Source organism: Pseudoalteromonas sp. SG43-4 (genome assembly GCF_014164325.1).
Lineage (GTDB): Bacteria > Pseudomonadota > Gammaproteobacteria > Enterobacterales > Alteromonadaceae > Pseudoalteromonas > Pseudoalteromonas distincta.
Map to the genome: position 1 here is coordinate 13,394 of NZ_JACJFB010000006.1, position 22,446 is coordinate 35,839.

Here is a 22,446-nt window from a genome sequence, read left to right on the forward strand (position 1 = left end):
GCTGTTTAGCCCCTTTTTTTATGCTTTAATGAAACCTTATTGGACAAGGTCTGTCTTATATTAATCGCGATATATCTTGGTATTAAGGATTTTAATGATACTCAAACATTTAGCTTTGGCATCTTTTGCTATTTTGTCTTTAAGCGCTTGCCAAACTACAACAGAATCAGAACCAACCCCGATTGTTAATGTGCCATTTACTGCACCTTTAGCTTCTGACTTTAGAAGTGAAATTGCTATTGCACGCTACTCAGAGCTATTAAATAGAGCCGACTTAAGCGAAGAACAACAAGCTAAGCTTTATTACGACCGTGGTGTACTTTTTGATAGTCTAGGCATGACAACTCTTTCGCGTATTGATTTTAATCGCGCAGTAAAGCTTAAGCCTGATTTAGCTGAAGTGTATAATTTTTTAGGTATTCAACATACGCTTATGCAGCAGTATGAAAAAGCCTATGAGTTTTTCGATTCTGCCCTAGAACTTGATGAAGAGCATGAATACGCCTATTTAAATCGTGGTATCGCACTGTATTACGGCGACAGAGCAGGCCTTGCTAAAAATGATTTTAATGAATTTTTAGCTCGCTCTCCAAAAGATCCGTACCGAGTTTTATGGGTTTATTTAGCACAAGCACAAGAGGATAAAGCCGTTGCGCTTGATGCACTTAAACAAAATGCCACTGCGCTTGATGAATCACAATGGGCGTACCAGTTAATTTCTCTTTATACGGGGGATATGAGTGAACATGCATTTTTATCTGGCATTAGTGATGGTGTTAGAACTGAGCAAGAATATGCGCAGCGTTTATGCGAAGCTTATTTTTATTTAGCTAAAATGCATCAAGCAGCAGGTGAGCTGTATTTAGCATCAGACTACTTTAGGCTTGCGCTAGCAACTAATGTACACGAGTTTATTGAGTACAAATATGCGCGTTTAGAGCTTGAGTTGATGCAAGGTGTTGACGCAAGTTAAGCGTTTTAAATTAATAGGTGTATTACTATGTTGTTTGTTAATTACAGGCTCGAGTAATCACCTAGGCGCTATTGGCTTTTGGCATGTTTTAAACGCAAAAGCTAATGTGCTACAAAGTTATTGGAAATCACCTGGTTATTTTTCTGATCATTTAGAGCAGTTACCAAATACCTCTTTAGCTATACTAGCCCGCAGTAAAATTTCTTCAGCCCAATATATGTATTCTCTTAAGCTTATTAAAAACAGTCAGAGCGATACTGCAAAACAATTTTGGCTCAGAGCATTAAATGATTTAACAATCCCAGAGCGTAAAATATTAGCAGCAAAGTTACTTGAGCACTCACGTTGGAGCGATTTAAAGTTACTAGCTAGTAAAAAAAAATTACCAGCTGGGGATGTGCTAAATCATCTAAAGCTTCAGTTAAAAACACCACAGAGTAAAGTATCTAGTGAGTTTATCCACGCTCTCGGTTTTTCATCTTTAATAAATATAGGTAAACCTAATAAGCAATGTATGTTTAACGTGCTGACTATGAGCGATCATCGTAGTGGCTTATATAAACTCACCGAGTTTATTAATGCTTATAATAAACAGCCAGAGCCCCGTGAAAATATATTTTGCTTTTCAAAACCTGTTTACGTTGCAGGTATGCTTGAGTGTAAAAGTAGCACTAATCAAATAGCAAAGTGTGACTGGCAATCAGCTAAACTAAATAACCAGCTTCCTAACAATTTTGATTTTATAGTAATGATGCCAAAAGATGGAACGGCTAATGTTACTAAAGGAACAATGCTAATAAACTCAAAAGCAAAATACAGTGTGTTTTTGCATGAGTTGATGCATTTTAACGGTTTTGAAGATGAATATGCTTTGCCTAAAACTAAACAAGCATGGTTGTGTGCAAAAACAGGTTTTGTGGCACCTAATTTATTTATTTCTCATGATGAGTCGCCCCCAATAGGCTGGCATAAAGCAAAGAGTTGCCAGATAGGTGGTGTTGCATATAAACCTAGTGAAAATTGGTCTATTATGCAATATCAGCAGTTAGGGCTCTCGGCGCAGTATAGAGAGATTTGGTTGAAGCATTTAGATATGACCAATGGTAATTCTTATCGCCACTCCAGCGCGCTTACATTTGCAAATAAGGCCATATTAAATTAACAATTATCACTATTAATTAATTGTTTTTGTAGGCTTAATAAATTGTTAGTTCATGTTTAAAAAACACCCATACAGAACCGCTTTTTATAGACAAAATCAGTGTTTTTCAGTATAACTATAGTCATTAATGTCGTTTAAAAACAGGCAGTAAAAGCATCCCTTAGTATTAAAAAGAGATGCCCTGATAAACTTATGATTATAAAAGGCCCTACATTATGACTTTGCTCTGGATACCCTTGTTATCCTTAATTGGCAGTGTTATTTCTGCATGCACAGGTAAGTTATCCCGCAATTTAAGCACTAGTTTAACGGCTCTTGCGCCTTTAACGGCTTTGGGAATAACTTTATACCATGCACCTGCAGTTTTAGCGGGCGAAACCATTCGTTACTCTTTCGCTTGGATCCCGTCAATAGGGCTCGACCTATCTCTGCGGTTAGACGGCCTCAGTTTATTGTTTATGTTTATGATTTTAGGCATAGGCTTGCTCGTTATCCTCTACACGCGTTACTACCTCAGTGCCAACGACTCAATGGCTAAGTTATATAGTTATTTAATGCTGTTTATGACCGCAATGCTTGGCATTGTTATGTCTAACAATGTTATTCAGCTGTGGTTGTTTTGGGAATTAACGAGCATCAGCTCATTTTTATTAATTAGTTTTTGGTGGCATAAGTCTGAAGCGCGAAAGGGTGCTCGTATGGCTCTTGCTGTAACAGGCGCGGGCGGCTTAGCGTTACTTGCAGGCTTAATGCTATTAGGTGATATTGTTGGTAGTTATGACCTAGATGTTATCCTAGCGAGTAAAGCGATAATTCAATCTCACGATTTATACGAAGTAGCATTAGTATTGGTGCTATTGGGTGCGTTTACTAAATCGGCACAATTTCCATTTCATTTTTGGCTTCCTCATGCAATGGCAGCGCCTACGCCAGTGAGCGCGTATTTACATTCTGCAACCATGGTAAAAGCCGGTATATTTTTATTAGCACGTTTTCATCCTGCTTTAGCTGGCACCGATACGTGGTTCTTACTTGTTGGGTTAACAGGTTTAGCTACGCTGTTGTTTGGTGCTTACATAGCATTATTCAAACACGATTTAAAAGGATTGTTAGCTTACTCAACAATAAGCCATTTGGGTTTAATAACGCTATTACTCGGGCTTGATACTGAGCTTGCGACTGTTGCTGCTATATTTCATATAATTAACCATGCAACGTTTAAAGCGTCGTTATTTATGGCCGTTGGTATTATCGATCATGAAACAGGCACGCGCGATATGCGTAAATTAAATGGTATGTGGCGATACTTACCATACACTGCAACGCTTGCAATGGTCGCGGCGGCTGCTATGGCAGGGGTTCCATTACTTAATGGTTTCTTGTCTAAAGAGATGTTTTTCGCAGAAACGCTGCATCAGCAAGTGCTTGGTTCTATGTCGTGGTTAATTCCAGTACTGGCAACGGTTGCAGGCGCATTAGCTGTTGCGTACTCCGCACGCTTTATTCATGACGTGTTCTTTAATGGTGAGCCAATCGATTTACCTCGCACGCCGCACGAACCGCCACGTTATATGCGTGTACCAATAGAAATATTAGTTGTGATTTGTTTACTAGTGGGTATGTTCCCACACTTTACAATTGATGGCATTTTATCTGCGGCGTCTTTAGCTGTACTTGGAAAAGAAATGCCAGTTTACGAATTGGCTATTTGGCACGGGTTTAACTTGCCTCTATTAATGAGTGCAATGGCGATTGCTGGCGGTTTATTTATTTATATTAATCGTAAATATCTATTTCAGTTTCAAGCGTCATTACCACCTTTAAATGCTAAAAAAACCTTTGAACGTGTAATTTTAAGTGTTGTTGCTTGGTGTCAGTCAAAGGTAAGCAGTATCGAAAATGGATCGCTGCAGCGCTACCTAGTAATTATGTTAGCGGTAGTCTTACTGTGTGCCGGTTGGCCATTATTTGAAATGCAACAACTTGCTGGCAGCATGCCACTTACCCCTGTTGATGTGCACAATGCAATTGGTGCGGGCTTATTGATTATTGGTGCTCTTGCTACCGTTATTTGGCATCGCTCTCGAATGGTATCGTTGTTAATGCTCTCAATCGTAGGGTTAATGGTATCGGTTGTATTCACACGCTTTTCTGCTCCTGATTTAGCACTTACACAGTTAACTGTTGAGGTTGTTACTATTATTTTACTTATGCTGGCATTGTTTTTCTTGCCCCAGCATACGCCAAAAGAATCAAGTTCATTACGCGTACTTCGAGATTTAGGAATTGCCTCTACGTTAGGTGTAGTTATAGCGAGTATCTGTTATGCATTACTTACACGTCCATTAGATTCAATCTCAGACTTCTTTATTGCTAACGCTAAAATTGGTGGCGGTGGTACTAATGTAGTTAACGTTATTTTAGTCGACTTTAGGGGCTTTGATACGCTTGGTGAAATTACCGTATTAGGCATTGCCGCATTAGGTATATTTAAAGTACTTTCTCGAATCCCATTATTTATGCCAGCAAGTGACAGCGAAGGGCGCCCATGGGCACGAGAGCGCCATCCAATCTTACTGGCGAGTATTTCACAAAGTTTATTACCGCTTGCGTTATTGGTTTCTGCATATATTTTCTTACGCGGACATAACTTACCTGGCGGTGGCTTTATTGCTGGACTGGTAACGTCAATCGCGTTTATTTTGCAATACATGGCGCATGGTACAGCATGGATAAACGGACGTTTTGATGTTAATTATCGTAAAATCATAGCTTCAGGCATTGGTATTTCACTGTTCACTGGTGTGGGTAGCTGGTTCTTTGATAAGCCATTTTTAACAACTTGGTTTGACTACTTTGATATTCCGTTTGTCGGTAAAACAGAGCTTGCCAGCGCGATTGCATTTGACCTAGGTGTTTACTTAACGGTTGTAGGCGCTACGCTAATGATTTTGGCAAGCTTAGGTAATATGACGGCAGATACCCAGAAAAAAGAGGTAAATATTTAATGGAATTATTGTACGCATCTTGCGTTGGAGTATTGGTCAGTTGCGGTGTGTTTTTACTGCTAAGAGCTCGTACGTTCCCTGTAGTACTTGGGCTTACTATGATTTCATATGCTGTTAACTTATTTTTGTTTTCAGCAGGTCGTCTTACTATTAATAAAGCGGTAGTGCTTGGTACTGGTACAGAATACGCCGATCCTCTACCTCAAGCTTTAGTGCTTACAGCTATTGTTATTGGTTTTGCGATGACCGCATTCGTGGTTATTTTGGCAATACGTGGACGCGCCGATTTAGGTAGCGACCATGTTGATGGTTATGTGCCCAACACCTCTGCAGATAATAAGGAGCAAAAATGATCCAACATTTAGCTTCGCTCCCTATTTTATTACCTATGCTGACGGCTGTTATTTTATTGCTGCCACCATGTGGTAAAAGCGTTAAAATTCGCCGCTTAGTTTCAATTGTAATGGCAATAGCTACTTTTGCCATTAGTGTGCTTTTACTTGTACATGTTAATAATACAGGTATTAACGTTTACGCTATTGGTAATTGGTCTGCACCATTTGGAATAGTCTTAGTAGCCGATATGTTGTCTACCTTATTGGTTACGTTAACTTCATTTTTAGGTTTGGGCGCTATTTTATATGGTAGTGCTGGCGATGATGAAAAAGGCAGCTTTTATCACCCACTTGTTCACTTTTTGATATTAGGTGTAAATGGCGCGTTTTTAACTGGCGATTTATTTAACCTATTTGTATTTTTTGAAGTGCTACTGATTGCATCTTATGCATTGTTAATGCACGCAGGTGATAAACAAAATACTCGCGCGGCATTGCAATATGTAATATTGAATTTAGTTGGCTCAAGCGTATTTTTAATTGGTTTGGGTATTTTGTACGGTGTGCTTGGTACGCTTAATATTGCAGACATGACGCAAAAGGTATCACTACTTACAGGTGATGATGTATATCTAGCAAAAGCAGGCGGCTTACTGCTATTAATAGTATTTGCTTTAAAAGGCGCACTATTACCTCTGCATTTATGGCTTCCAAATACTTACGCAAGTGCTAAACCTGTGGTTGCTGCATTGTTTGCGATTATGACTAAAGTAGGCGTTTACGCTATGCTTCGTGTTTATACGGTGATATTTGGTGAACAAGCCGGAGCGCTTGAACACATGGCGCAGCCTTGGCTTTGGGGCTTAGCAATTGCGACCATTATAGTAGGTGCAATTGGTGTGATGGCAGCACAAGACTTACGTAAACTCACCTCTAACTTAGTATTAGTATCGGTAGGTACGCTGGTTGCGCTAATAGCATTGCAAAATGTAAATGCCACTGCTGCACTTTTATATTATTTAGTGCATTCAACACTTGTTAGTGCCGCACTATTTTTACTAGCAGACTTAGTTTCAATCCAGCGCGGTAAAGTTGGCGATAGACTAGTAGCAGGTCGCTCTGTAAAACAGCCATTTTTATTAGGTGTGTGCTTTATTATTGCGTCTTTAACGGTAGTTGGTATGCCACCACTGTCAGGCTTTGTAGGTAAAATTTGGATACTTAAAGCGACATTAAACAGTGAGCAAGCTTTACTATTTTGGCCAGTATATTTAGTAACAAGTTTTGCGTTGTTAGTAGCGCTTTCGCGCGCTGGCACAACTTTGTTCTGGGAGCATAGAAGCAAAAGTAGCGAAAATGCCGATTGTGCAAGTGCACACCCGTTGCAGGTAACTGTAATTATAGCTTTACTTGCATGTTCGCCATTGCTAGTTATTTTGGGCGGACCAATAAGTGAATATATGCTAAATGCTGCTACTCAGTTACATGATCTAAGCGGCGGTATTAATGCTGTACTTAAAGGAGGCATGTGATGAGATTACAAGCCCGTTTTCGTTGGTTACCAACGCCATTTCGTAGCTTATTTTTGTTTATGGTTTGGTTATTGTTAAACAATAGCGTATCGGTAGGGCACTTAGTATTAGCGACTATTTTTGCGATACTTATCCCTATATTGAGTTTTTCGTTTCGAGACCCTCAGCCACTGATTTTAAAGCCAGGCTTGGCGCTTAAGCAGTTACTTATAGTGCTATACGATATTGTTGTTGCAAATTTACAAGTGGCTTTACTTATACTTGGACCATCAAAAAAATTGCGTCCGGCCTTTATAAAAGTTCCTATAGATTTAACACACGACATGCCAATTACTATATTGGCTAGTTGTGTATCGCTTACACCTGGTACTGTGAGTGCAGAGGTTTATCCAATTGCTGAGTCGTTACCTGAAGGTGAAGAGCCAACGCAACGCTACTTACTGATACATGTGCTTGATCTTAAAGATGAAGAAGCACTTATCAAACAAATAAAACAACGCTACGAAGCTCCACTAAAGGAGATATTTCAATGTTAGATACTGTATTACTCATTGTTTTTTCGATGATTGGCTTATCATTATTGCTTAATTTATGGCGATTGATCATCGGTCCGTCAGTGCCTGACCGTGTTTTAGCGCTCGATACTATGTACATTAACGTCATCGCACTGATTATTTTATACAGCATTAGTATGGATACAGGGCTTTATTTTGAAGCTGCACTGCTCATTGCCATGCTCGGCTTTATAAGTACGGTTGCAGTGTGTAAGTATTTACTACGTGGCGATATAATTGAATAAGGTGAAAACATGATCAGCGAATGGGTTGTATCAATATTATTGTTATTTGGTGGTACGTTTATTTTAATTGGCTCAATAGGTTTAATTAAACTACCTGACTTTTTTATGCGTTTGCATGGACCAACTAAAGCAACCACGTTAGGCATGGCGAGTATGTTAATTGCGGCTATGGTTTATTTTGCAAGTTCAGAGCATGGCCTAAGTGTTAAAGAAATACTCATTACTATATTTTTACTAATTACAGCACCGATTAGTGGTTACATGCTAATAAAGTCAGCTATTCATCATAAGCTAAAAGCCAAAGAAGGCACTAAAGGCCTAGATAATGTAGAAGACGACTAACGCAAAAAGTAATTTATAAAAGGCCGAATAAATTCATTTTATTCGGCCTTTTTAATGATTGCTTGTACCCTTTACAATACAAACTATTCATGTGACTATAAATCCATTATTTATATGAAAGGATATTATTATGGGTAAAGTACTACTTTTATCATTACTGATTTTTTCTAGTAGTTTATATGCTGAACAAAATACTAAGCAGCAAAAAATAGATGAACTCATTAGTGTAATGAATTTAGATTCAATGGTTGATTCTATGTACGGCCAGGTTGAAGGTATGATGAAAGGCATGTCAGACCAAATGGGTGTTAAGCCTTCTGAGCAAGCAATTTTTGATAAGTACTACGGCGACATGACGACGGTATTAAAAACTGAGATGAGTTGGGCTAAAATGCAGCCAATGATGGTCAATGTATACGACAAGCATTTTAGTGAGCAAGAAATTGCCGATATGTTAGCATTTTATAAAACAGATACAGGGCAAAAAATACTCGAAAAAATGCCTGTTGTAATGCAAGAGTCTATGCAAATGTCACAAAGCTTAATGAAAGATGCTATGCCTAAAATACAAACTTTGGCGCAGCAACTAAGCGACGAATTAGAGCAAAGCCGTAGCGAATCAAACTAGGGCAGCGCATGTTTGGTATTTATGCTGCGTTATCGCCTGTTTATGGGGGATAACCACACAACATAGGCTCTGCCTTGCCTAAAGACCAAACAGTCTGCATAAATTAAATCACCAATGATCAACACGCTCTTAGATTAATACGCGCCTTACTTAGGCGCTTCTCTGCTAAATTACATCCCCTTCAGATAATACACGGCCAATATCAGCTTAAGTTAATTATGTTTGTGTCATTATGCCAATGAGCAACAATACTTAATCAATTTGAGGGATTAAGTACGGCGCTAACTGCATAAAACATTTTTTATATACGACTGCATGAATGCAGGGGCAATTAATAATAACAACTAAATAACGAAACCTTTGTCTTGTTATCCACTCGATTTATTGTCTTTAAATAGAGCACTTAATTAAGCCAATTAGTATTATTTTGTTAGTTTTAAAATAGCCATTGACCTATGTGTTGCACCTAGGTTTATTATGAAGCTATTGAAACACGACGGAGTTAAATTATGTATGTTAAACAACTCGCCAAGTTAATGGGCGTGACTGCAGATACTGTTCGTCATTACACACGAATTGGGTTACTTCATCCAATACGCAGTGAAGAAAATGGTTATCAAGAATATACAAAGCAAGACCAGCAGCGTTTAAAGTTTATTATTAGCTCTCGTCAACTTGGTTTTTCTCTCAAAGATATTCAACACATTATAGGCGAGTCTGAGCAGGGGAATTGTCCTTGTCCGTTAACGCGTAAACTCATTACTAAACGCCTAGAAGAAACCGAAGCACTATTTCAAGAAACATTAAAATTACGAAATAGAATGCATGCAGCTCTGGCGCAATGGGATACATCAGCCGATGGTGCAAATGCCAGTGACGTGTGTAGTTTAATAGAATCTTTTGTTGATCCAATAAACGATTCTGCAAATAAGGAGCAGCGTAATGACGACTAATCCAAAAGACACCGCGCAAAACTTTATTATTGAAGGCGCTAATTGCGGCAGTTGTGTGGCTAAAATTGAAAAAGCCCTTAATAGCGTGCAAGGTGCGCAAAATGTAGAAATGAACTTTGCACAGCGTACAGTACGTGTAGAAGGTAAAGCCCGCGAAAGCACGCTTATTAAAGCAGTCGAAAACATTGGTTATTCAGCTAAGCCAATGAGTAACGAGTCTGATCAAGATGCACTTGATGAAAAAGCAAAATCGGATGAGGCACATTACAAAAAGCTAATGCGTAATATGATATTAGCGTTAGGGGTCGGTGCACCGTTAATGATATACGGGCTTATTTTTGATATGAGTGTGACCACCGACACACAACGAATAGCCTGGTTTTTAGTGGGTATAGTCACGCTTGTGGTTATGGCTATATCAGGTAAACAATTTTACAACGGTGCATGGCAGGCATTCAAAAACCATGCTGCCAATATGGATACATTAATAGCGCTTGGTACAGGTACTGCGTGGTTGTATTCAATGTTTGTGGTAATAGCACCAAACTTATTACCACAAGTCGCAAGACACGTATATTTTGAAGCATCATCGATGATCATCGGTTTAATTAGTTTAGGGCTCGCTTTTGAAGTAAAAGCACGTGGGCGCACCTCACAAGCAATTAAACGCTTAATTGGCCTGCAACCAAAAACTGCACGCGTAATTCGTGATGGTCAAGAGCAAGACATCGACATTAGTGATGTTGTAAAAAATGATGAAGTACGCGTACGCCCGGGTGAAAAAATCCCTGTGGATGGCGATGTTATTGAAGGCAGCAGTACGGTTGATGAGTCAATGCTTACTGGTGAGCCAATGGCTGTAAGCAAAAAAACGGGCGACAAAGTCGTTGCCGGAAGTATTAATAAAAGTGGCACTTTATTATTTAAAGCCACGCACATTGGTAGCGAAACCACACTTGCCAATATTATCAATATGGTAAAGCGTGCACAGAACTCAAAGCCATCAATAGGGCGCTTAGCTGATGTTATATCAGGAATATTTGTACCAACAGTCATGATTATTGCGGTGCTTGCAGGCCTTGTATGGTTAAACTTTGGACCTGAGCCATCAATTGCTTATGCCGTTGTTGCAGTTACCACTGTACTTATTATTGCTTGTCCTTGTGCGCTAGGACTCGCAACCCCTATGTCGGTTATGGTGGGTATTGGTAAAGCTGCAGAGTCAGGAATATTAATTCGAAATGGTGAGTCGCTGCAAACAACATCTAAAATCACCACCATGATTTTAGATAAAACAGGCACTATTACTCAAGGCACACCGCAAGTTACCGATGTAGTTACCTTTAATAACAGTGATGAAAATACAGTAATGCAACTTGTTGCAAGCCTTGAAAGTAGCTCAGAGCATCCACTAGCCCAAGCAATTACGGCACACGCTAAAAAGCAGGGCTTAGCTTTAAGTAAAGTAGCCGACTTTAATGCAATTACAGGTAAAGGTGTCACTGGCAGTGTTGACGGGCAAACATTGTTGTTTGGCAATAAAGCGCTAATGGATAAATACAACGTGGCCGTTGATGATGCAATCGAGCAAGCTCAAACACTTGCCAGTGATGCTAAAACGCCCATGTATTTTGCAAGTAATAATAAGCTCCACGCTATTATTGCAGTAGCCGATCCAATTAAAGAGGATTCAGTTGAAGCTATTAAACGCCTGCAAGATAAAGGTATCCACCTAGTTATGCTAACAGGTGACAACAAAGCCACTGCACAAGCCGTTGCTAAACAAGTTGGTATTGATGACTTTATTGCAGAAGTAATGCCCGATGATAAAGTAAACGAAGTAACCAAACGCCAAGCAAATGGTGAAATAGTGGGTATGACAGGTGATGGTATTAACGATGCTCCCGCACTTGCACAAGCCGACGTAGGATTTGCAATTGGTACAGGTACCGATGTTGCAATAGAAAGTGCAGACATTACCTTAATGCGTGGTTCATTACATGGCCTTGCTGATGCAATTGCAGTGAGTAATGCAACTATTTCAAATATTAAACAAAACCTATTTGGTGCCTTTATTTATAACGTGGCGGGTATTCCGATTGCAGCCGGCGTGTTGTATCCATTTTTTGGCATCCTACTTAACCCTGTTGTTGCAGGTGCAGCTATGGCACTTTCATCGCTTACAGTGGTAAGTAACGCTAATCGCTTACGTTTTTTCAAACCAAATAAATCGTAATTTAAGCTAAGGAGTACATTATGTTGATGATTAATATAGGTGGTGCACTGTTAATAGCTGCAATTATTTATTGGTTTTGGCTATACAAACCAGAGCAAACACAAAGTGATGACAACAAAGAAACGATAGTCGTTGATAACGGTGTTTATAAGCCAGGACACATTAAAGTGGCAGCCAACAAAGAGGTTGTACTTACCTTTGATAGAAAAGACAGCGCGCCGTGCGCCGAAACAGTGGTATTTCCACAGCTTGATATAAGTAAAACGCTGGCAATGGGTGATGGCAATAAGGTTAAACTACCTGCGCTTGAAGCCGGTGAGTATGACTTTCATTGCCAAATGCAAATGTACAAAGGCAAGCTAGTTGCAGAGTAGTCTGAACTAAGTAGGTGTTGGGGTCGTATAGTTGCCTTATATAAGCTATGAGTAGGAGTGGTTACATTAAATGAATAAACTAAACCCTAAAAAATTATTGAATAGTAAATGGACCGCAACACCTGCTATAAATAAAGAAAAACACTTCATTATTGTTGAGGTGGAATTTGATGAAGACGGCAATGTAATTGAATGTATTACTGAGGCTGTTATGTCAAAAAATCAATATCCAATTAGTTGGCGAGATTTAAAGGATAACCAAAAGTGGCTGCAAGGGTGGAAGTAGTTTAAATCTATATAATTTACCTTACTCCAATAGCTGGCACACGATGTAGGTTTGCTTAATTTAAGCAAACCTACATTTTACAGCGCATTAAATTATGAGTTGAATGCTACAACTTAGCTTTAGCATTGAAACCTTCCTAGATAAATTCGCCATTTGGCAACAAAACAATTAATTTCAAAATATCCTTTCAAAATTTTTATAATAAATCTCAAAAAATAATGTAACTTACTGATTAAAAATAAATTAATTATTTAGTAGCCGAAAATAAATCCGATGTAATTTCAATGTTCATATTCAGTTTATTTTGAAGGCTAACCTAAACGCCCCCTTTATTGGCTTTTTAGCCAAAGTGTGTCTTTTTAATTAAACTTAACCAATTGATTTATAATGGTTTAATATTTTTAGTTAAATGGCTGTTGCTAAATAGCAACAATAACACCTCCGCAAATTAAGCTTTTCTCGCTTTATATCATTTAGCTCATTGTTTTTAAATGATAAATAAAAAGTGGCACCGAAGTTGTAATACCTACAGTGTATTAAGCAAAACGTGATGAAAGCCAAAGGCCTTAATCGCAACAACCCAATGAAGGAATACTATTATGAAAACATTTCAATCAACATTAGTACTAATGGCGCTAGCTTCTTCATCAGCGGCTTTTGCAGCAACAGATTTTGATACGCTAGACGTAGATGGTAATGGCGCAATCAGCCAAGCCGAAGCTTCAGTAGATGCTGAGCTTTTAAGCAAATTTGAAGAACTCGATACAAACCAAGATGGTGAGCTATCTGAAGATGAGTTTTCTAAGGCCTAAAATTAAAGCCTTAAGCAGTTAATGCTCTGTGATGTTATCTAAATTCTGAGTTGCCAAAGACAACCTAAGTAGGCAAGGGAGCCTACTAAAAAGAATAACCAGGAAGTGACTAGAGAGCACTATAGAGCAAATTTATTTAGGACACCGCATACTTTTGAAGGATTAAATTATGAAAAAGCTACAATCAACATTTGTACTTATGGCTATTGTTTCTTCGTCAGTAGTATTTGCAAACACAGACTTTGAAACACGCGATGCAGACGACAACGCTTCAATTAGTCGCTCTGAAGAATCGGCGCAAGTGATACAGCAATTTGACGAGCTGAATGTTCAAAGTAGCGGTGGTCCGACAGAAAATGATTTTTTTGAATATTAATTTATAGACATTTTACTCCTAAAGGATCTTTGAAAAGGACTTCTTACCCCTAATCAGGCCCAAAGCCTAAGGAAACGATTATGAAAACATTACATAAAACTCTAGCTCTTGTAGCCCTAGCTTCTTCTTCAGCGGCGTTTGCTGCGGTAGATTTTGATTCTTTTGATACAGATGGCGACGGCGTAATTAGCAAAACAGAAGCCCAAGTAAACTCGCAACTAGTACAGCTTTTTGAACAATTAGATACAGATGGAAATGGCGAGTTATCTAAAGAAGAGTTTTCGAAGGTTCAGTAATAAGCTCTATGTAGAACCTTACCAGTCATACTCACAAAGCAGCTAAGTAATTAATACTTAGCTGCTTTTTTGTGCATTTAATTTAATATATTACTATTTAGTCACCAAAGTAGTGCAAAGCTTGAGTTTGAATAGTGTCAAGTTACTGATTATTAAGTTATTTTATTGTTGGTTTTAAACTTGCAAATCTATTTATAACTTAGGTTAATGAGTATTTAAAATGGCGCGGATGAGTTATATCAGTAGTGTTGAGCGCTACCACGAATATGAGCATGTAATACACAGTTTACTTGAATCTATTTTAATGAGTATTGAGGACGGATTAACTAAAGAACGTGATACTCGCTATCTGATTAAGCAGTACCCATTTTTAGAATTACAATATTGTTTAAATGCAGAAGGTTTGCAGCAGGGTAATAACGTCTGCTTTAAACGCGCATACAGCAAAAAATTAGGTGAAAGTGGTAATCAACAAGATTTAAGTGAGCGACCCTATTTTTTGAACGCTAAAGCAAGTGATAAAGTGTGCTTTACTGATCCCTATATTTCTATAGCGACTAACCATTTATGTATATCGGCGATTAAAGAGCTAAAAAAACCAATTAATAATCAACATTACTTGGTTGTTGATGTGAGCTTAACGCAGCTTATTGAGTTTGTAATGGGTGATACTGCGCGCGCTAATATGTCGCCTTACTTCAAGGCGGGTTACGGTATTATTGTGGCGTGCTTATTTTGCTTAGTATTATTTTTACTAAATATCGTTTTTAGTGATATATACGCTCTATTAACTCATGTAGATACCTCATCAGACCCACTTGAACCCTTTAGCATCATTATTTACATCACCCTAGCATTAGCAGTATTCGATTTAGGTAAAACAATACTCGAAGAAGAAATCCTGATGCATAAGGATATTTTTAGGCACTCGTCTACGCGGCGCACTATTACACGGTTTATCTCTACTGTGTTGATTGCTATATCAATTGAGGCGCTGTTAACTATGTTTAAAGCGGCGTTGGGGCAATCGGAATATTTAATGCCTGCCATAGCGATGATGCTGGCAGTGGTAGGGCTTTTAATTGCACTGGCTATTTATGTTTATTTAGGGGCAAAGGCCGAAACGCTATTAATGCGCGCTCGTTTAAAACAAAAATCCTCCAAGTAGGAGGATTTTTATATTACATAACTATTTAATAGCTATTTATTGCTTATCTTGCGCGCGTTTGGCTTTAAAGTCAGACTCGCTCGTCCACTTTGGCCAATCGCCATTATTTGCAAGCTGTGTGGCTATATCAACAATAAGATCTATATCTTGCTTAACACCACCTAACGACCAATCAGCTGAGTAGTCGTCTGCTTCTTTATGGTATTTATGCGCAATGTACTCAGGGTCGGTATCGCCCAGGCTCATAAATAATAAACTAGGCACGCCTTGCTTAGAAAGCGAGAAATGATCAGATCTAAAAAACAAGCCATTTTGCGGGCGAGGATCCATTTTAACAACACGGCCTTGTGATTTTGCAGCCTTTGCTAAATAGTTTTCCATTGTCGATAAATCTTTACCGTATTGTAAAATGTAGTCAGTGCCATCAAGCACGTTCATGCCATCAATATTTAATAGACCGACCATTTGTTTTGTAGGTACAACCGCACCTGATGCAAATTCTTCAGAACCAATTAACCCCGTTTCTTCTGCTGTAAAGTTAGCAAAAATAATTGAGCGTTTAAATGGTTTTTGCTTGTTCATTTTGCTCATTATACGTGCTATTTCAAGCGTGGCTGCAGTGCCTGAAGCGTTATCTACCGCGCCGTTATAAATCTTAGGGCCGGTATCAGTTTGTTTAGTACCAAAGTGGTCCCAGTGAGCGCTAATAACAACGTATTCGTCAGGTGATTCGCTACCTGTAATTTGTGCAACTACGTTATGCGATTTTGCATGTGATACTTCGTTTTTAAAGGCAAGGTTTGCTTTTAAGTTAAGTGGCGTCGCTTTAAAGTCATCATTTAATGCTGCTTGTTTTAAATCTTGGTAGTTAAGCTTTGCGGCGTTAAACATTTTCTCAGTCGCATCAAGTGTTAGCCAGCCCATAACCGGTAATTTAGACGCGTTTAAATTGTTATCCATTAACGTGTATTTAGTGCCGGTGTTTGAACTTTCAACTACGCCCCAAGGATATGCCGCAGGTGCTGTTTCATGAACAATAAATACAGCCTTTGCACCTTGGCGAGCGGCTACTTCATATTTATAAGTCCAACGACCGTAGTAGGTCATTGCATTACCAGTAAAAAGGGCGTCGTTTTGAGTAGCAAAGCCTGGATCGTTAACTAGCACAACCACAGTTTTACCAGTTACATCGATATTTTTATAGTCATTCCAGTTATATTCTGGTGCATTAATACCATAGCCAACAAATACAACGTCAGAATTGCGTACATCAATTAATGGCTGAAGTTGCTCGGTACGTGCGGTAAAGTCTTTACCTGATTCAAAGCTTAAATCACCTACCTTTAACTGCATATCCTGATTAGCTGTCACCATTGCCATTTTTACAGGCTGTAAGTATTTACCTTTATAAGCACCGGTTAAACCCAGCGCTTTATATTGCTCGCTTAAGTAGCCTACGGTTTTTACTTCACCATGAGTAAGCGGGCCTCGGCCTTCAAAGTCATCAGAGGCTAGCGTTTTAATATGCTGTTTAATATTGCTAAGGCTTACACCTGCTGTATTTTCTAATGGAGTTTGTTCGCTTGCAGGCTCTGAGCAGCCAAAGAGTGCAACTAGCAAGCTTAGGCTAGCGCTTTTTAAAAGAGTAGATGCCATAGTCTTCATATTGTTATTTAATTAGGCTTTCAATATAAAGGAAGCACCGCAGCGATGTCGAATTTTTATAGAGAACTTTTCATTCAATTGCAGATTGATATTATAAGGCGTATAAATAACGAACAATCTAAAGGAGCACATAATGGGCCAATGTAAAAAAGTGGGTATTTATAGCTAGTGGCATTGCATTTTTTGCTGCTGCAATATTAGCTGAGCAGGAGACATTTTTTGTGCTGTCTGCTTCTTTTATAATACTGGGCACTATAAGTATAAAAAAGCGATTTAATAACCGCTTAGTTTTTTTAGCTAAATATAAAGCTTAAATACAATACTTGGCACTAAAAGCAAAAAACCAGCATTAGCTGGTTTTTTTGCATAGGTTGCAGTTAGCTTTATGCGTCTGCAAGTTTTACGCGGATCTTACTTTTATCAACAGTAGATTGGTTAAGTGCAGTAATTGCGCTTTTACTTTCTATGTCGTTTGGCATTTCTACAAAGGCAAAACCTTTAGATTGGCCAGTTTCTTTATCAAGTACCAAGTTACAAGTAGTCACTTTACCGTGCTCTGCAAATAAAGTACGAAGCTCATGCTCAGTGGTAGCACGAGACAAGTTACGAACTAATAGTTTCATAATGAACCTAAATAATTATGTCAGTATTAATTATCTCAAGTAACTCAGGTTTAACCTAATTTTATTTTAAAACAAATATAAATAAACACTCTATAGAAATATTTTTATGTATCACTTTGAAAATAATAGATTTTATAATTAAATTTAAAATATCAGTAAATTGGTAATATTAATTGGTAATTGAATTGTGGTTATTTGCACAATAAATTGGTAAATTCATATTTAATTAACTTACTATTAACCACAGAACTACTCATGTCTAAATATACCCTTAAACCCTGTAATACAGTTACAGCTATACTTCTATCTTGTTTAGTTACTGGTTGTGGCAGCTCAGGCTCTGATCCTACGGTGCAAAATAATGAAGCGATTTCTTCACAAACTCCTGCAACAATTGGTGGTAACACTCTAGGTGAAGTTATTAGCGATAGTAATGATGCAATAACAGGCTCGTTAACTATTACGGATCAACAATCAGGTGAAGGTGCTTTTGTAGCACAAGAAAATAGCGCTACAAGCTATGGTTTTTTTAGCTTAAATGCTGGTGGAGATTGGTCATACACACTTGACGATTTAAACGCTTCAATAACATCTTTAAGTGAAGGTGAAACACTACAAGATACAATAACAGTAAACTCTGTAGATGGTACCAGCGCACAAATTATCATAACAATTGTAGGTGCACCAATAGCTCAAGCTGATGGCTTTGAGAAAATATCACACGTTTTATTGCGATCAGATGGCGTTAATTCGGGGCTTGACGCATACACGCTTATTGAAAATGCCTTCGGCGAAGGGTCAATTGAATCTCCAGACTTATATGCTGGCAATCATCAAAGTGTTGTCCATATTCTTGAAGATACCGATACGATAATTGGTAACCATTTTGTCTTTTTAGCTCACCGAGATGATGACCAAGATAAAGACAAAGGCGTAAGTGATAGACAACGTAACGAAATAAAAACCTACGATAAATCACCACAAGAAACACTGGCGTTTGAGGGGGAGACATTTCAATATAGCTGGAAATTTAAAGTAAGCAGCGAGCTTGAGCTTACGAGTAAGTTTAGCCATTTTTTTCAAATAAAAGCTCGAAATGACAGCAACGATAATACTAATGGTAATGACGACCAGCCTATTATCACACTCTCAGGAGCACAAAAAAACAGTACAGGCAATCAACTGCAAGTGCGATATAGTGCAGGCTTTGATGAAAACGGTAACAGCACAGGGCTTGATAAAAACCTCATTGAAACCGACTGGTCACTCATTACAGATGAATGGGTCAAGGTATTTGTACAAGCTACATTTAGTGAAAACGGTAAGTTTGATATGACGTTAACGCGCTTAAGCGATAATGCAGAGATATTTAATATAAGCGAGCAAAACATAGATATGTGGCGCGGCTTTAGTGATGCTGATTTTGCTCGTCCTAAGTGGGGAATTTACCGCTCGATTGTTGAAACCGACAGCCTTCGCGCTGATGAAGAACGTGTTAGGTTTGCTGATTTTTCTATTACAAAAGGTAAGATAGCGCAGTAAGCTATTTTATCAATTAGCATGAAAAAGCCGTTAATAATTATGCATCATTAACGGCTTTTTTAATTTTTTGATAAAAGTGATTATTTCACTTCTTTACCCGCTGCTTGTTGATCAGCATGGTAGCTTGAACGTACAAACGGGCCAGAAGCCGCGTGAGTAAAGCCAATTTCGTCTGCATACGCTTTTAAGCCGTCAAACTCTACTGGTGGCACGTAGCGCTTAACCGGTAAGTGATGCTTAGAAGGTTGTAGGTATTGGCCTACAGTTAGCATGTCAACGTTGTGAGCACGTAAATCGCGAAGTACTTCTTCAATTTCGCTAATTTCCTCACCTAAACCAACCATTAAGCCTGATTTAGTTTTTACTTCTGGGTGAGCTTCTTTAAAGCGACGAAGTAATTCTAAAGACCATTTATAGTCAGCACCTGGACGAGCTAGTTTGTATAAACGTGGCGCAGTTTCAAGATTGTGGTTAAACACATCTGGTGGCGTCTCGATTAGTATCTCTAGTGCGCGGTCCATTCGGCCACGAAAATCAGGTACTAAAATTTCGATAGTAATAGTTGGATTATGTTTACGAATCTCGCGAATACAATCGGCAAAATGCTGTGCACCACCATCACGTAAATCATCACGGTCAACTGAAGTGATTACAACGTAGCTTAGCTTCATATCTTTAATAGTAAGTGCTAGCTTTTCAGGTTCAGTGGCATCAGGTTTTAATGGGCGACCGTGAGCAACATCACAAAATGGGCAACGACGAGTACAAATAGCACCTAAAATCATAAAGGTAGCTGTACCGTGGTTAAAACATTCAGATAGGTTAGGGCACGAAGCTTCTTCACATACCGAGTGTAAGCCATGCTTACGTAGCGCTTTTTTAATACCGTCAATACGATCGGTTGATTTAGGTAAGCGAATTTTTAACCATTCTGGCTTACGCAACATTTCAGTTTTTTCTGTAGGTAAAACTTTTACTGGGATCAACGCCATTTTTTCTGCGTCGCGTAGTTTTACACCTGGTTCCATTTTGACTGGTTTATTCATTCGTTTTCAAACCCTTCAGTATGCTTAACCTGTGTTGCATTAAGCTTCTTGATCATGTGTTTCACCAATCCTTCACCCGCACTTTCTAGGTTTTGAGGACCATCTAATTCTTTAGTTTGCACCATATTCATGCCCGCATAACCACATGGGTTAATGCGTAAAAATGGACTTAGGTCCATGTTAACATTTAATGCTAAGCCATGAAACGAGCAACCACGACGAACCCTTAAACCAAGGGATGCAATTTTACTGTCATTAACGTATACACCTGGTGCATCAGCTTTAGCATAAGCTTCAATACCATACTCGGCGAGTGATTCAATAATACACTCTTCAAGCCAAGTAACCAGTTCACGTACACCAATCTTTAAACGACGTAGATTAAATAATACATACATCATTTGCTGACCTGGGCCGTGGTAAGTTACTTGCCCGCCACGGTCAACTTTAATCACCTCAATGTCGCCAGGAGCTAGTAAGTGTTCGTCCTTACCAGCCTGACCTTGGGTGAATACACTCTCGTGCTCTACAAGCCAAATTTCATCTGGCGTATTTTCATCACGGGTGTCGGTAAAGTCCTGCATTTTTTGCCAAATTGGCATATAACGCTGACGACCCAGTTGGCGTACGATCAAAGTGTTTTCGTTCACAACAAATCTCAACTATGGATTAAAGCATGTGGCGTACGTCATCAATATTGCTGATCACGTTGTAAATTTCTTCAATGTGTTTGCCACTAGTAACTGTTGCTACAAGGCTTACTGACTCGTAATTACCTTTGCTGCTTGGTTTTACTTTAGGGGCGTAATCGCCAGGTGCTATTGGTTGTAACTTAGCTAAAATTTGATCAGTTAAGTTTACGTTAGCTAAACCCATTATTCTGAATGTAAATGGGCAAGGGTACTCTAGGTACTCATCAAATTTAGTATCTTTAACAGGTTGAACCACGACGGTGACTCCTCATACAAAAGTGTGGACTCTATGCAAGCTTGAAGCTTAGTACAGATAGGCAATTAGCAGTCTTGCTTATATGGGGCGCATTCTAACATTTTTCAAGCAAAAAAAAACGCCTCACAGTGGAGACGTTTAAATTAGTTACCTAGTTAATAGGGGAGATATAAATTACTGCATGATCTGTAAGCGTAAGTAATCATAAATTTTGCTAAAGAAGCTGCCTTCTTCCACTTCTTCAAGTGTAACTAGTGGGTATTGAGCAATATCTTCGCCCTCTAGTTGTAAGAATAACGTACCTACTTTAGTACCTTTAGCAAGTGGTGCTTCAAGCGTATTATCTAGCTCAAAGTTAGCTTTAAGGTTTTTATGCTGACCACGTGGGATAGTAATTGGTGTATCTTCTAAAATACCTAAAGATACGTTCTCTTTGTTACCCATCCAAATACGTTGTTCTGCAAAGCTATCGCCTGCTTTGTACGGAGTAATTGTTTCATAAAAACGAAAACCATAGTTAAGTAGCTTTTTACTTTCTACTTTACGAGCTCGTTCGCTTGAGGTACCCATAACAACAGCAATTAAACGCATATCGTTTTTAGTTGCTGAGGTAACTAGGCTGTAACCAGCTTCTGATGTATGCCCTGTTTTAATGCCGTCAACATCTAAGCTTTCATCCCATAATAATGAGTTACGGTTGTATTGCTTAATGCCGTTATAAGTAAATGACTTTTGCTTATAAAGTGCATATTCATCTGGCACATCACGAATAAGAGCAGCACCAAGTGTCGCCATATCGCGTGGAGTTGTGAAGTGCTCGTCAGTATCAAGGCCGTGGCTGTTGATAAAGTGACTGTTGCTCATACCTAATTTAGCAGCATGGGCATTCATTAAATCAGCAAATGCGCTTTCGCTTCCAGCAATATGCTCAGCCATTGCTACACATGCATCATTACCTGATTGAATAATAATACCGTGGTTAAGCTCATCAACACTAATTTGTTTACCTACTTCAATAAACATCTTTGAAGATTCTGGAAAGTTTTTAGCCCATGCTTTTTCGCTTACCGTTACCATATCGGTAGTGGCAATATTACCTGCTTTAATTTCAGTACCAATTACATAACTGGTCATCATTTTAGTTAAACTTGCAGGTGCTAGCTGTGTATCGGCTTCACCTTCAGCAATAACTTTACCTGTTGTAAAGTCGACTAAAAAATAACCTTTCGCATTAACTTGAGGTGGTGCCGGAATAATTTGGGCGCTGGCTGAGAATACGGCGGCTGTACAAACTAGGCCGCATACACCTTTGAGGATTTTATGTTTAATAGATTTCATCATA

24 protein-coding genes are annotated in these 22,446 nt (G+C 38.7%); 18 read left to right on the top strand and 6 right to left on the bottom strand.

Annotation, left to right across the window (positions count from 1 at the left end):
- Positions 1-94 precede the first annotated feature (94 nt).
- The 17 genes from nlpI (at position 95) to H5160_RS07585 (ending at position 15,280) form a co-directional block, all read left to right on the top strand.
- The gene (gene nlpI, locus H5160_RS07505; RefSeq protein WP_002958493.1) at positions 95-973 is read left to right on the top strand and encodes a lipoprotein NlpI; all 879 of its coding nucleotides are present in this window, start codon (positions 95-97) and stop codon (positions 971-973) included.
- The gene (locus tag H5160_RS07510) at positions 960-2,135 is read left to right on the top strand and encodes a hypothetical protein (RefSeq protein ID WP_182737221.1); all 1,176 of its coding nucleotides are present in this window, start codon (positions 960-962) and stop codon (positions 2,133-2,135) included. The genes nlpI and H5160_RS07510 overlap by 14 nt, the downstream gene beginning before the upstream one ends.
- Before the next feature lie 215 nt (positions 2,136-2,350).
- Positions 2,351-5,143 (top strand): monovalent cation/H+ antiporter subunit A, encoded by a 2,793-nt coding sequence (locus H5160_RS07515; protein WP_024603510.1) that lies wholly within the window; start codon positions 2,351-2,353, stop codon positions 5,141-5,143.
- Complete coding sequence (locus tag H5160_RS07520) at positions 5,143-5,496, top strand: Na+/H+ antiporter subunit C (RefSeq protein ID WP_010554685.1); 354 nt, start codon at positions 5,143-5,145, stop codon at positions 5,494-5,496. The genes H5160_RS07515 and H5160_RS07520 overlap by 1 nt, the downstream gene beginning before the upstream one ends.
- Positions 5,493-7,010, top strand: coding sequence for a monovalent cation/H+ antiporter subunit D (locus tag H5160_RS07525; protein WP_024595965.1), 1,518 nt, complete (start codon positions 5,493-5,495; stop codon positions 7,008-7,010). The genes H5160_RS07520 and H5160_RS07525 overlap by 4 nt, the downstream gene beginning before the upstream one ends.
- Positions 7,010-7,546, top strand: a complete 537-nt coding sequence (locus H5160_RS07530; RefSeq protein ID WP_002958499.1) for a Na+/H+ antiporter subunit E — start codon at positions 7,010-7,012, stop codon at positions 7,544-7,546. Before H5160_RS07525 ends, H5160_RS07530 begins: the two co-directional genes overlap by 1 nt.
- The gene (locus tag H5160_RS07535; protein WP_007378493.1) at positions 7,540-7,809 is read left to right on the top strand and encodes a K+/H+ antiporter subunit F; all 270 of its coding nucleotides are present in this window, start codon (positions 7,540-7,542) and stop codon (positions 7,807-7,809) included. Before H5160_RS07530 ends, H5160_RS07535 begins: the two co-directional genes overlap by 7 nt.
- 9 nt (positions 7,810-7,818) lie before the next feature.
- Complete coding sequence (locus tag H5160_RS07540) at positions 7,819-8,151, top strand: Na+/H+ antiporter subunit G (protein WP_002958501.1); 333 nt, start codon at positions 7,819-7,821, stop codon at positions 8,149-8,151.
- A gap of 130 nt (positions 8,152-8,281) precedes the next feature.
- Positions 8,282-8,779: a DUF2059 domain-containing protein gene (locus H5160_RS07545; protein WP_024595964.1), complete on the top strand. Its 498-nt coding sequence runs from the start codon at positions 8,282-8,284 to the stop codon at positions 8,777-8,779.
- Positions 8,780-9,288: 509 nt separating this feature from the next.
- Positions 9,289-9,732 carry a MerR family transcriptional regulator gene (locus H5160_RS07550; RefSeq protein WP_024595963.1) on the top strand — a complete coding sequence of 148 codons (444 nt, stop codon included), beginning with the start codon at positions 9,289-9,291 and terminating at the stop codon, positions 9,730-9,732.
- Complete coding sequence (locus H5160_RS07555) at positions 9,722-11,968, top strand: heavy metal translocating P-type ATPase (RefSeq protein ID WP_182737172.1); 2,247 nt, start codon at positions 9,722-9,724, stop codon at positions 11,966-11,968. The genes H5160_RS07550 and H5160_RS07555 overlap by 11 nt, the downstream gene beginning before the upstream one ends.
- Before the next feature lie 20 nt (positions 11,969-11,988).
- Positions 11,989-12,342 carry a cupredoxin domain-containing protein gene (locus tag H5160_RS07560; protein ID WP_182737173.1) on the top strand — a complete coding sequence of 118 codons (354 nt, stop codon included), beginning with the start codon at positions 11,989-11,991 and terminating at the stop codon, positions 12,340-12,342.
- A gap of 70 nt (positions 12,343-12,412) precedes the next feature.
- Positions 12,413-12,628 (top strand): TIGR02450 family Trp-rich protein, encoded by a 216-nt coding sequence (locus tag H5160_RS07565; RefSeq protein WP_002958506.1) that lies wholly within the window; start codon positions 12,413-12,415, stop codon positions 12,626-12,628.
- A gap of 599 nt (positions 12,629-13,227) precedes the next feature.
- The gene (locus H5160_RS07570; RefSeq protein ID WP_007585535.1) at positions 13,228-13,440 is read left to right on the top strand and encodes a calmodulin; all 213 of its coding nucleotides are present in this window, start codon (positions 13,228-13,230) and stop codon (positions 13,438-13,440) included.
- 169 nt (positions 13,441-13,609) lie between these two features.
- The gene (locus tag H5160_RS07575; protein ID WP_182737174.1) at positions 13,610-13,816 is read left to right on the top strand and encodes a calmodulin; all 207 of its coding nucleotides are present in this window, start codon (positions 13,610-13,612) and stop codon (positions 13,814-13,816) included.
- A gap of 80 nt (positions 13,817-13,896) precedes the next feature.
- Complete coding sequence (locus H5160_RS07580; protein WP_182737175.1) at positions 13,897-14,112, top strand: EF-hand domain-containing protein; 216 nt, start codon at positions 13,897-13,899, stop codon at positions 14,110-14,112.
- 220 nt (positions 14,113-14,332) lie between these two features.
- A complete protein-coding gene (locus H5160_RS07585; protein ID WP_024603579.1) occupies positions 14,333-15,280 on the top strand; it encodes a PDC sensor domain-containing protein in 948 nt (315 codons plus the stop codon).
- Positions 15,281-15,316: 36 nt separating this feature from the next.
- Here H5160_RS07585 and H5160_RS07590 read toward each other — a convergent pair whose 3' ends face one another.
- Together H5160_RS07590 and H5160_RS07595 are read right to left on the bottom strand one after the other, a co-directional pair.
- Positions 15,317-16,936, bottom strand: coding sequence for a M28 family metallopeptidase (locus H5160_RS07590; protein ID WP_182737176.1), 1,620 nt, complete (start codon positions 16,934-16,936; stop codon positions 15,317-15,319).
- Positions 16,937-17,328: 392 nt separating this feature from the next.
- Positions 17,329-17,568, bottom strand: a complete 240-nt coding sequence (locus H5160_RS07595; protein WP_002958513.1) for an RNA-binding protein — start codon at positions 17,566-17,568, stop codon at positions 17,329-17,331.
- Between the two features lie 255 nt (positions 17,569-17,823).
- Between H5160_RS07595 and H5160_RS07600 the strand changes: the two genes are divergently transcribed.
- Positions 17,824-19,110, top strand: a complete 1,287-nt coding sequence (locus H5160_RS07600) for a VCBS domain-containing protein (RefSeq protein ID WP_182737177.1) — start codon at positions 17,824-17,826, stop codon at positions 19,108-19,110.
- Between the two features lie 80 nt (positions 19,111-19,190).
- Here H5160_RS07600 and lipA read toward each other — a convergent pair whose 3' ends face one another.
- From lipA to H5160_RS07620, 4 genes are all read right to left on the bottom strand, one after another.
- The gene (lipA, locus tag H5160_RS07605) at positions 19,191-20,156 is read right to left on the bottom strand and encodes a lipoyl synthase (RefSeq protein WP_002958515.1); all 966 of its coding nucleotides are present in this window, start codon (positions 20,154-20,156) and stop codon (positions 19,191-19,193) included.
- Positions 20,153-20,806 (bottom strand): lipoyl(octanoyl) transferase LipB, encoded by a 654-nt coding sequence (gene lipB / locus H5160_RS07610; protein WP_010554695.1) that lies wholly within the window; start codon positions 20,804-20,806, stop codon positions 20,153-20,155. The genes lipA and lipB overlap by 4 nt, the downstream gene beginning before the upstream one ends.
- Positions 20,807-20,825: 19 nt before the next feature.
- Positions 20,826-21,104: a DUF493 family protein YbeD gene (ybeD, locus tag H5160_RS07615; protein WP_002958517.1), complete on the bottom strand. Its 279-nt coding sequence runs from the start codon at positions 21,102-21,104 to the stop codon at positions 20,826-20,828.
- Positions 21,105-21,278: 174 nt separating this feature from the next.
- Positions 21,279-22,442, bottom strand: a complete 1,164-nt coding sequence (locus H5160_RS07620) for a serine hydrolase (RefSeq protein WP_002958518.1) — start codon at positions 22,440-22,442, stop codon at positions 21,279-21,281.
- Positions 22,443-22,446 lie beyond the last annotated feature (4 nt).

Bases quoted from the DNA above. Each gene is read 5' to 3' on its own strand.
- H5160_RS07540 (WP_002958501.1), top strand. From the start codon at position 7,819: ATGATCAGCGAATGGGTTGTATCAATATTATTGTTATTTGGTGGTACG.
- H5160_RS07545 (WP_024595964.1), top strand. From the start codon at position 8,282: ATGGGTAAAGTACTACTTTTATCATTACTGATTTTTTCTAGTAGTTTA.
- H5160_RS07515 (WP_024603510.1), top strand. From the start codon at position 2,351: ATGACTTTGCTCTGGATACCCTTGTTATCCTTAATTGGCAGTGTTATT.
- H5160_RS07585 (WP_024603579.1), top strand. From the start codon at position 14,333: ATGGCGCGGATGAGTTATATCAGTAGTGTTGAGCGCTACCACGAATAT.
- H5160_RS07595 (WP_002958513.1), bottom strand. From the start codon at position 17,568: ATGAAACTATTAGTTCGTAACTTGTCTCGTGCTACCACTGAGCATGAG.
- nlpI (WP_002958493.1), top strand. From the start codon at position 95: ATGATACTCAAACATTTAGCTTTGGCATCTTTTGCTATTTTGTCTTTA.
- H5160_RS07575 (WP_182737174.1), top strand. From the start codon at position 13,610: ATGAAAAAGCTACAATCAACATTTGTACTTATGGCTATTGTTTCTTCG.
- H5160_RS07590 (WP_182737176.1), bottom strand. From the start codon at position 16,936: ATGGCATCTACTCTTTTAAAAAGCGCTAGCCTAAGCTTGCTAGTTGCA.
- H5160_RS07525 (WP_024595965.1), top strand. From the start codon at position 5,493: ATGATCCAACATTTAGCTTCGCTCCCTATTTTATTACCTATGCTGACG.
- H5160_RS07580 (WP_182737175.1), top strand. From the start codon at position 13,897: ATGAAAACATTACATAAAACTCTAGCTCTTGTAGCCCTAGCTTCTTCT.
- H5160_RS07555 (WP_182737172.1), top strand. From the start codon at position 9,722: ATGACGACTAATCCAAAAGACACCGCGCAAAACTTTATTATTGAAGGC.
- H5160_RS07530 (WP_002958499.1), top strand. From the start codon at position 7,010: ATGAGATTACAAGCCCGTTTTCGTTGGTTACCAACGCCATTTCGTAGC.
- H5160_RS07620 (WP_002958518.1), bottom strand. From the start codon at position 22,442: ATGAAATCTATTAAACATAAAATCCTCAAAGGTGTATGCGGCCTAGTT.
- H5160_RS07570 (WP_007585535.1), top strand. From the start codon at position 13,228: ATGAAAACATTTCAATCAACATTAGTACTAATGGCGCTAGCTTCTTCA.
- H5160_RS07535 (WP_007378493.1), top strand. From the start codon at position 7,540: ATGTTAGATACTGTATTACTCATTGTTTTTTCGATGATTGGCTTATCA.
- H5160_RS07560 (WP_182737173.1), top strand. From the start codon at position 11,989: ATGTTGATGATTAATATAGGTGGTGCACTGTTAATAGCTGCAATTATT.
- H5160_RS07520 (WP_010554685.1), top strand. From the start codon at position 5,143: ATGGAATTATTGTACGCATCTTGCGTTGGAGTATTGGTCAGTTGCGGT.
- H5160_RS07600 (WP_182737177.1), top strand. From the start codon at position 17,824: ATGTCTAAATATACCCTTAAACCCTGTAATACAGTTACAGCTATACTT.
- H5160_RS07550 (WP_024595963.1), top strand. From the start codon at position 9,289: ATGTATGTTAAACAACTCGCCAAGTTAATGGGCGTGACTGCAGATACT.
- lipA (WP_002958515.1), bottom strand. From the start codon at position 20,156: ATGAATAAACCAGTCAAAATGGAACCAGGTGTAAAACTACGCGACGCA.
- H5160_RS07565 (WP_002958506.1), top strand. From the start codon at position 12,413: ATGAATAAACTAAACCCTAAAAAATTATTGAATAGTAAATGGACCGCA.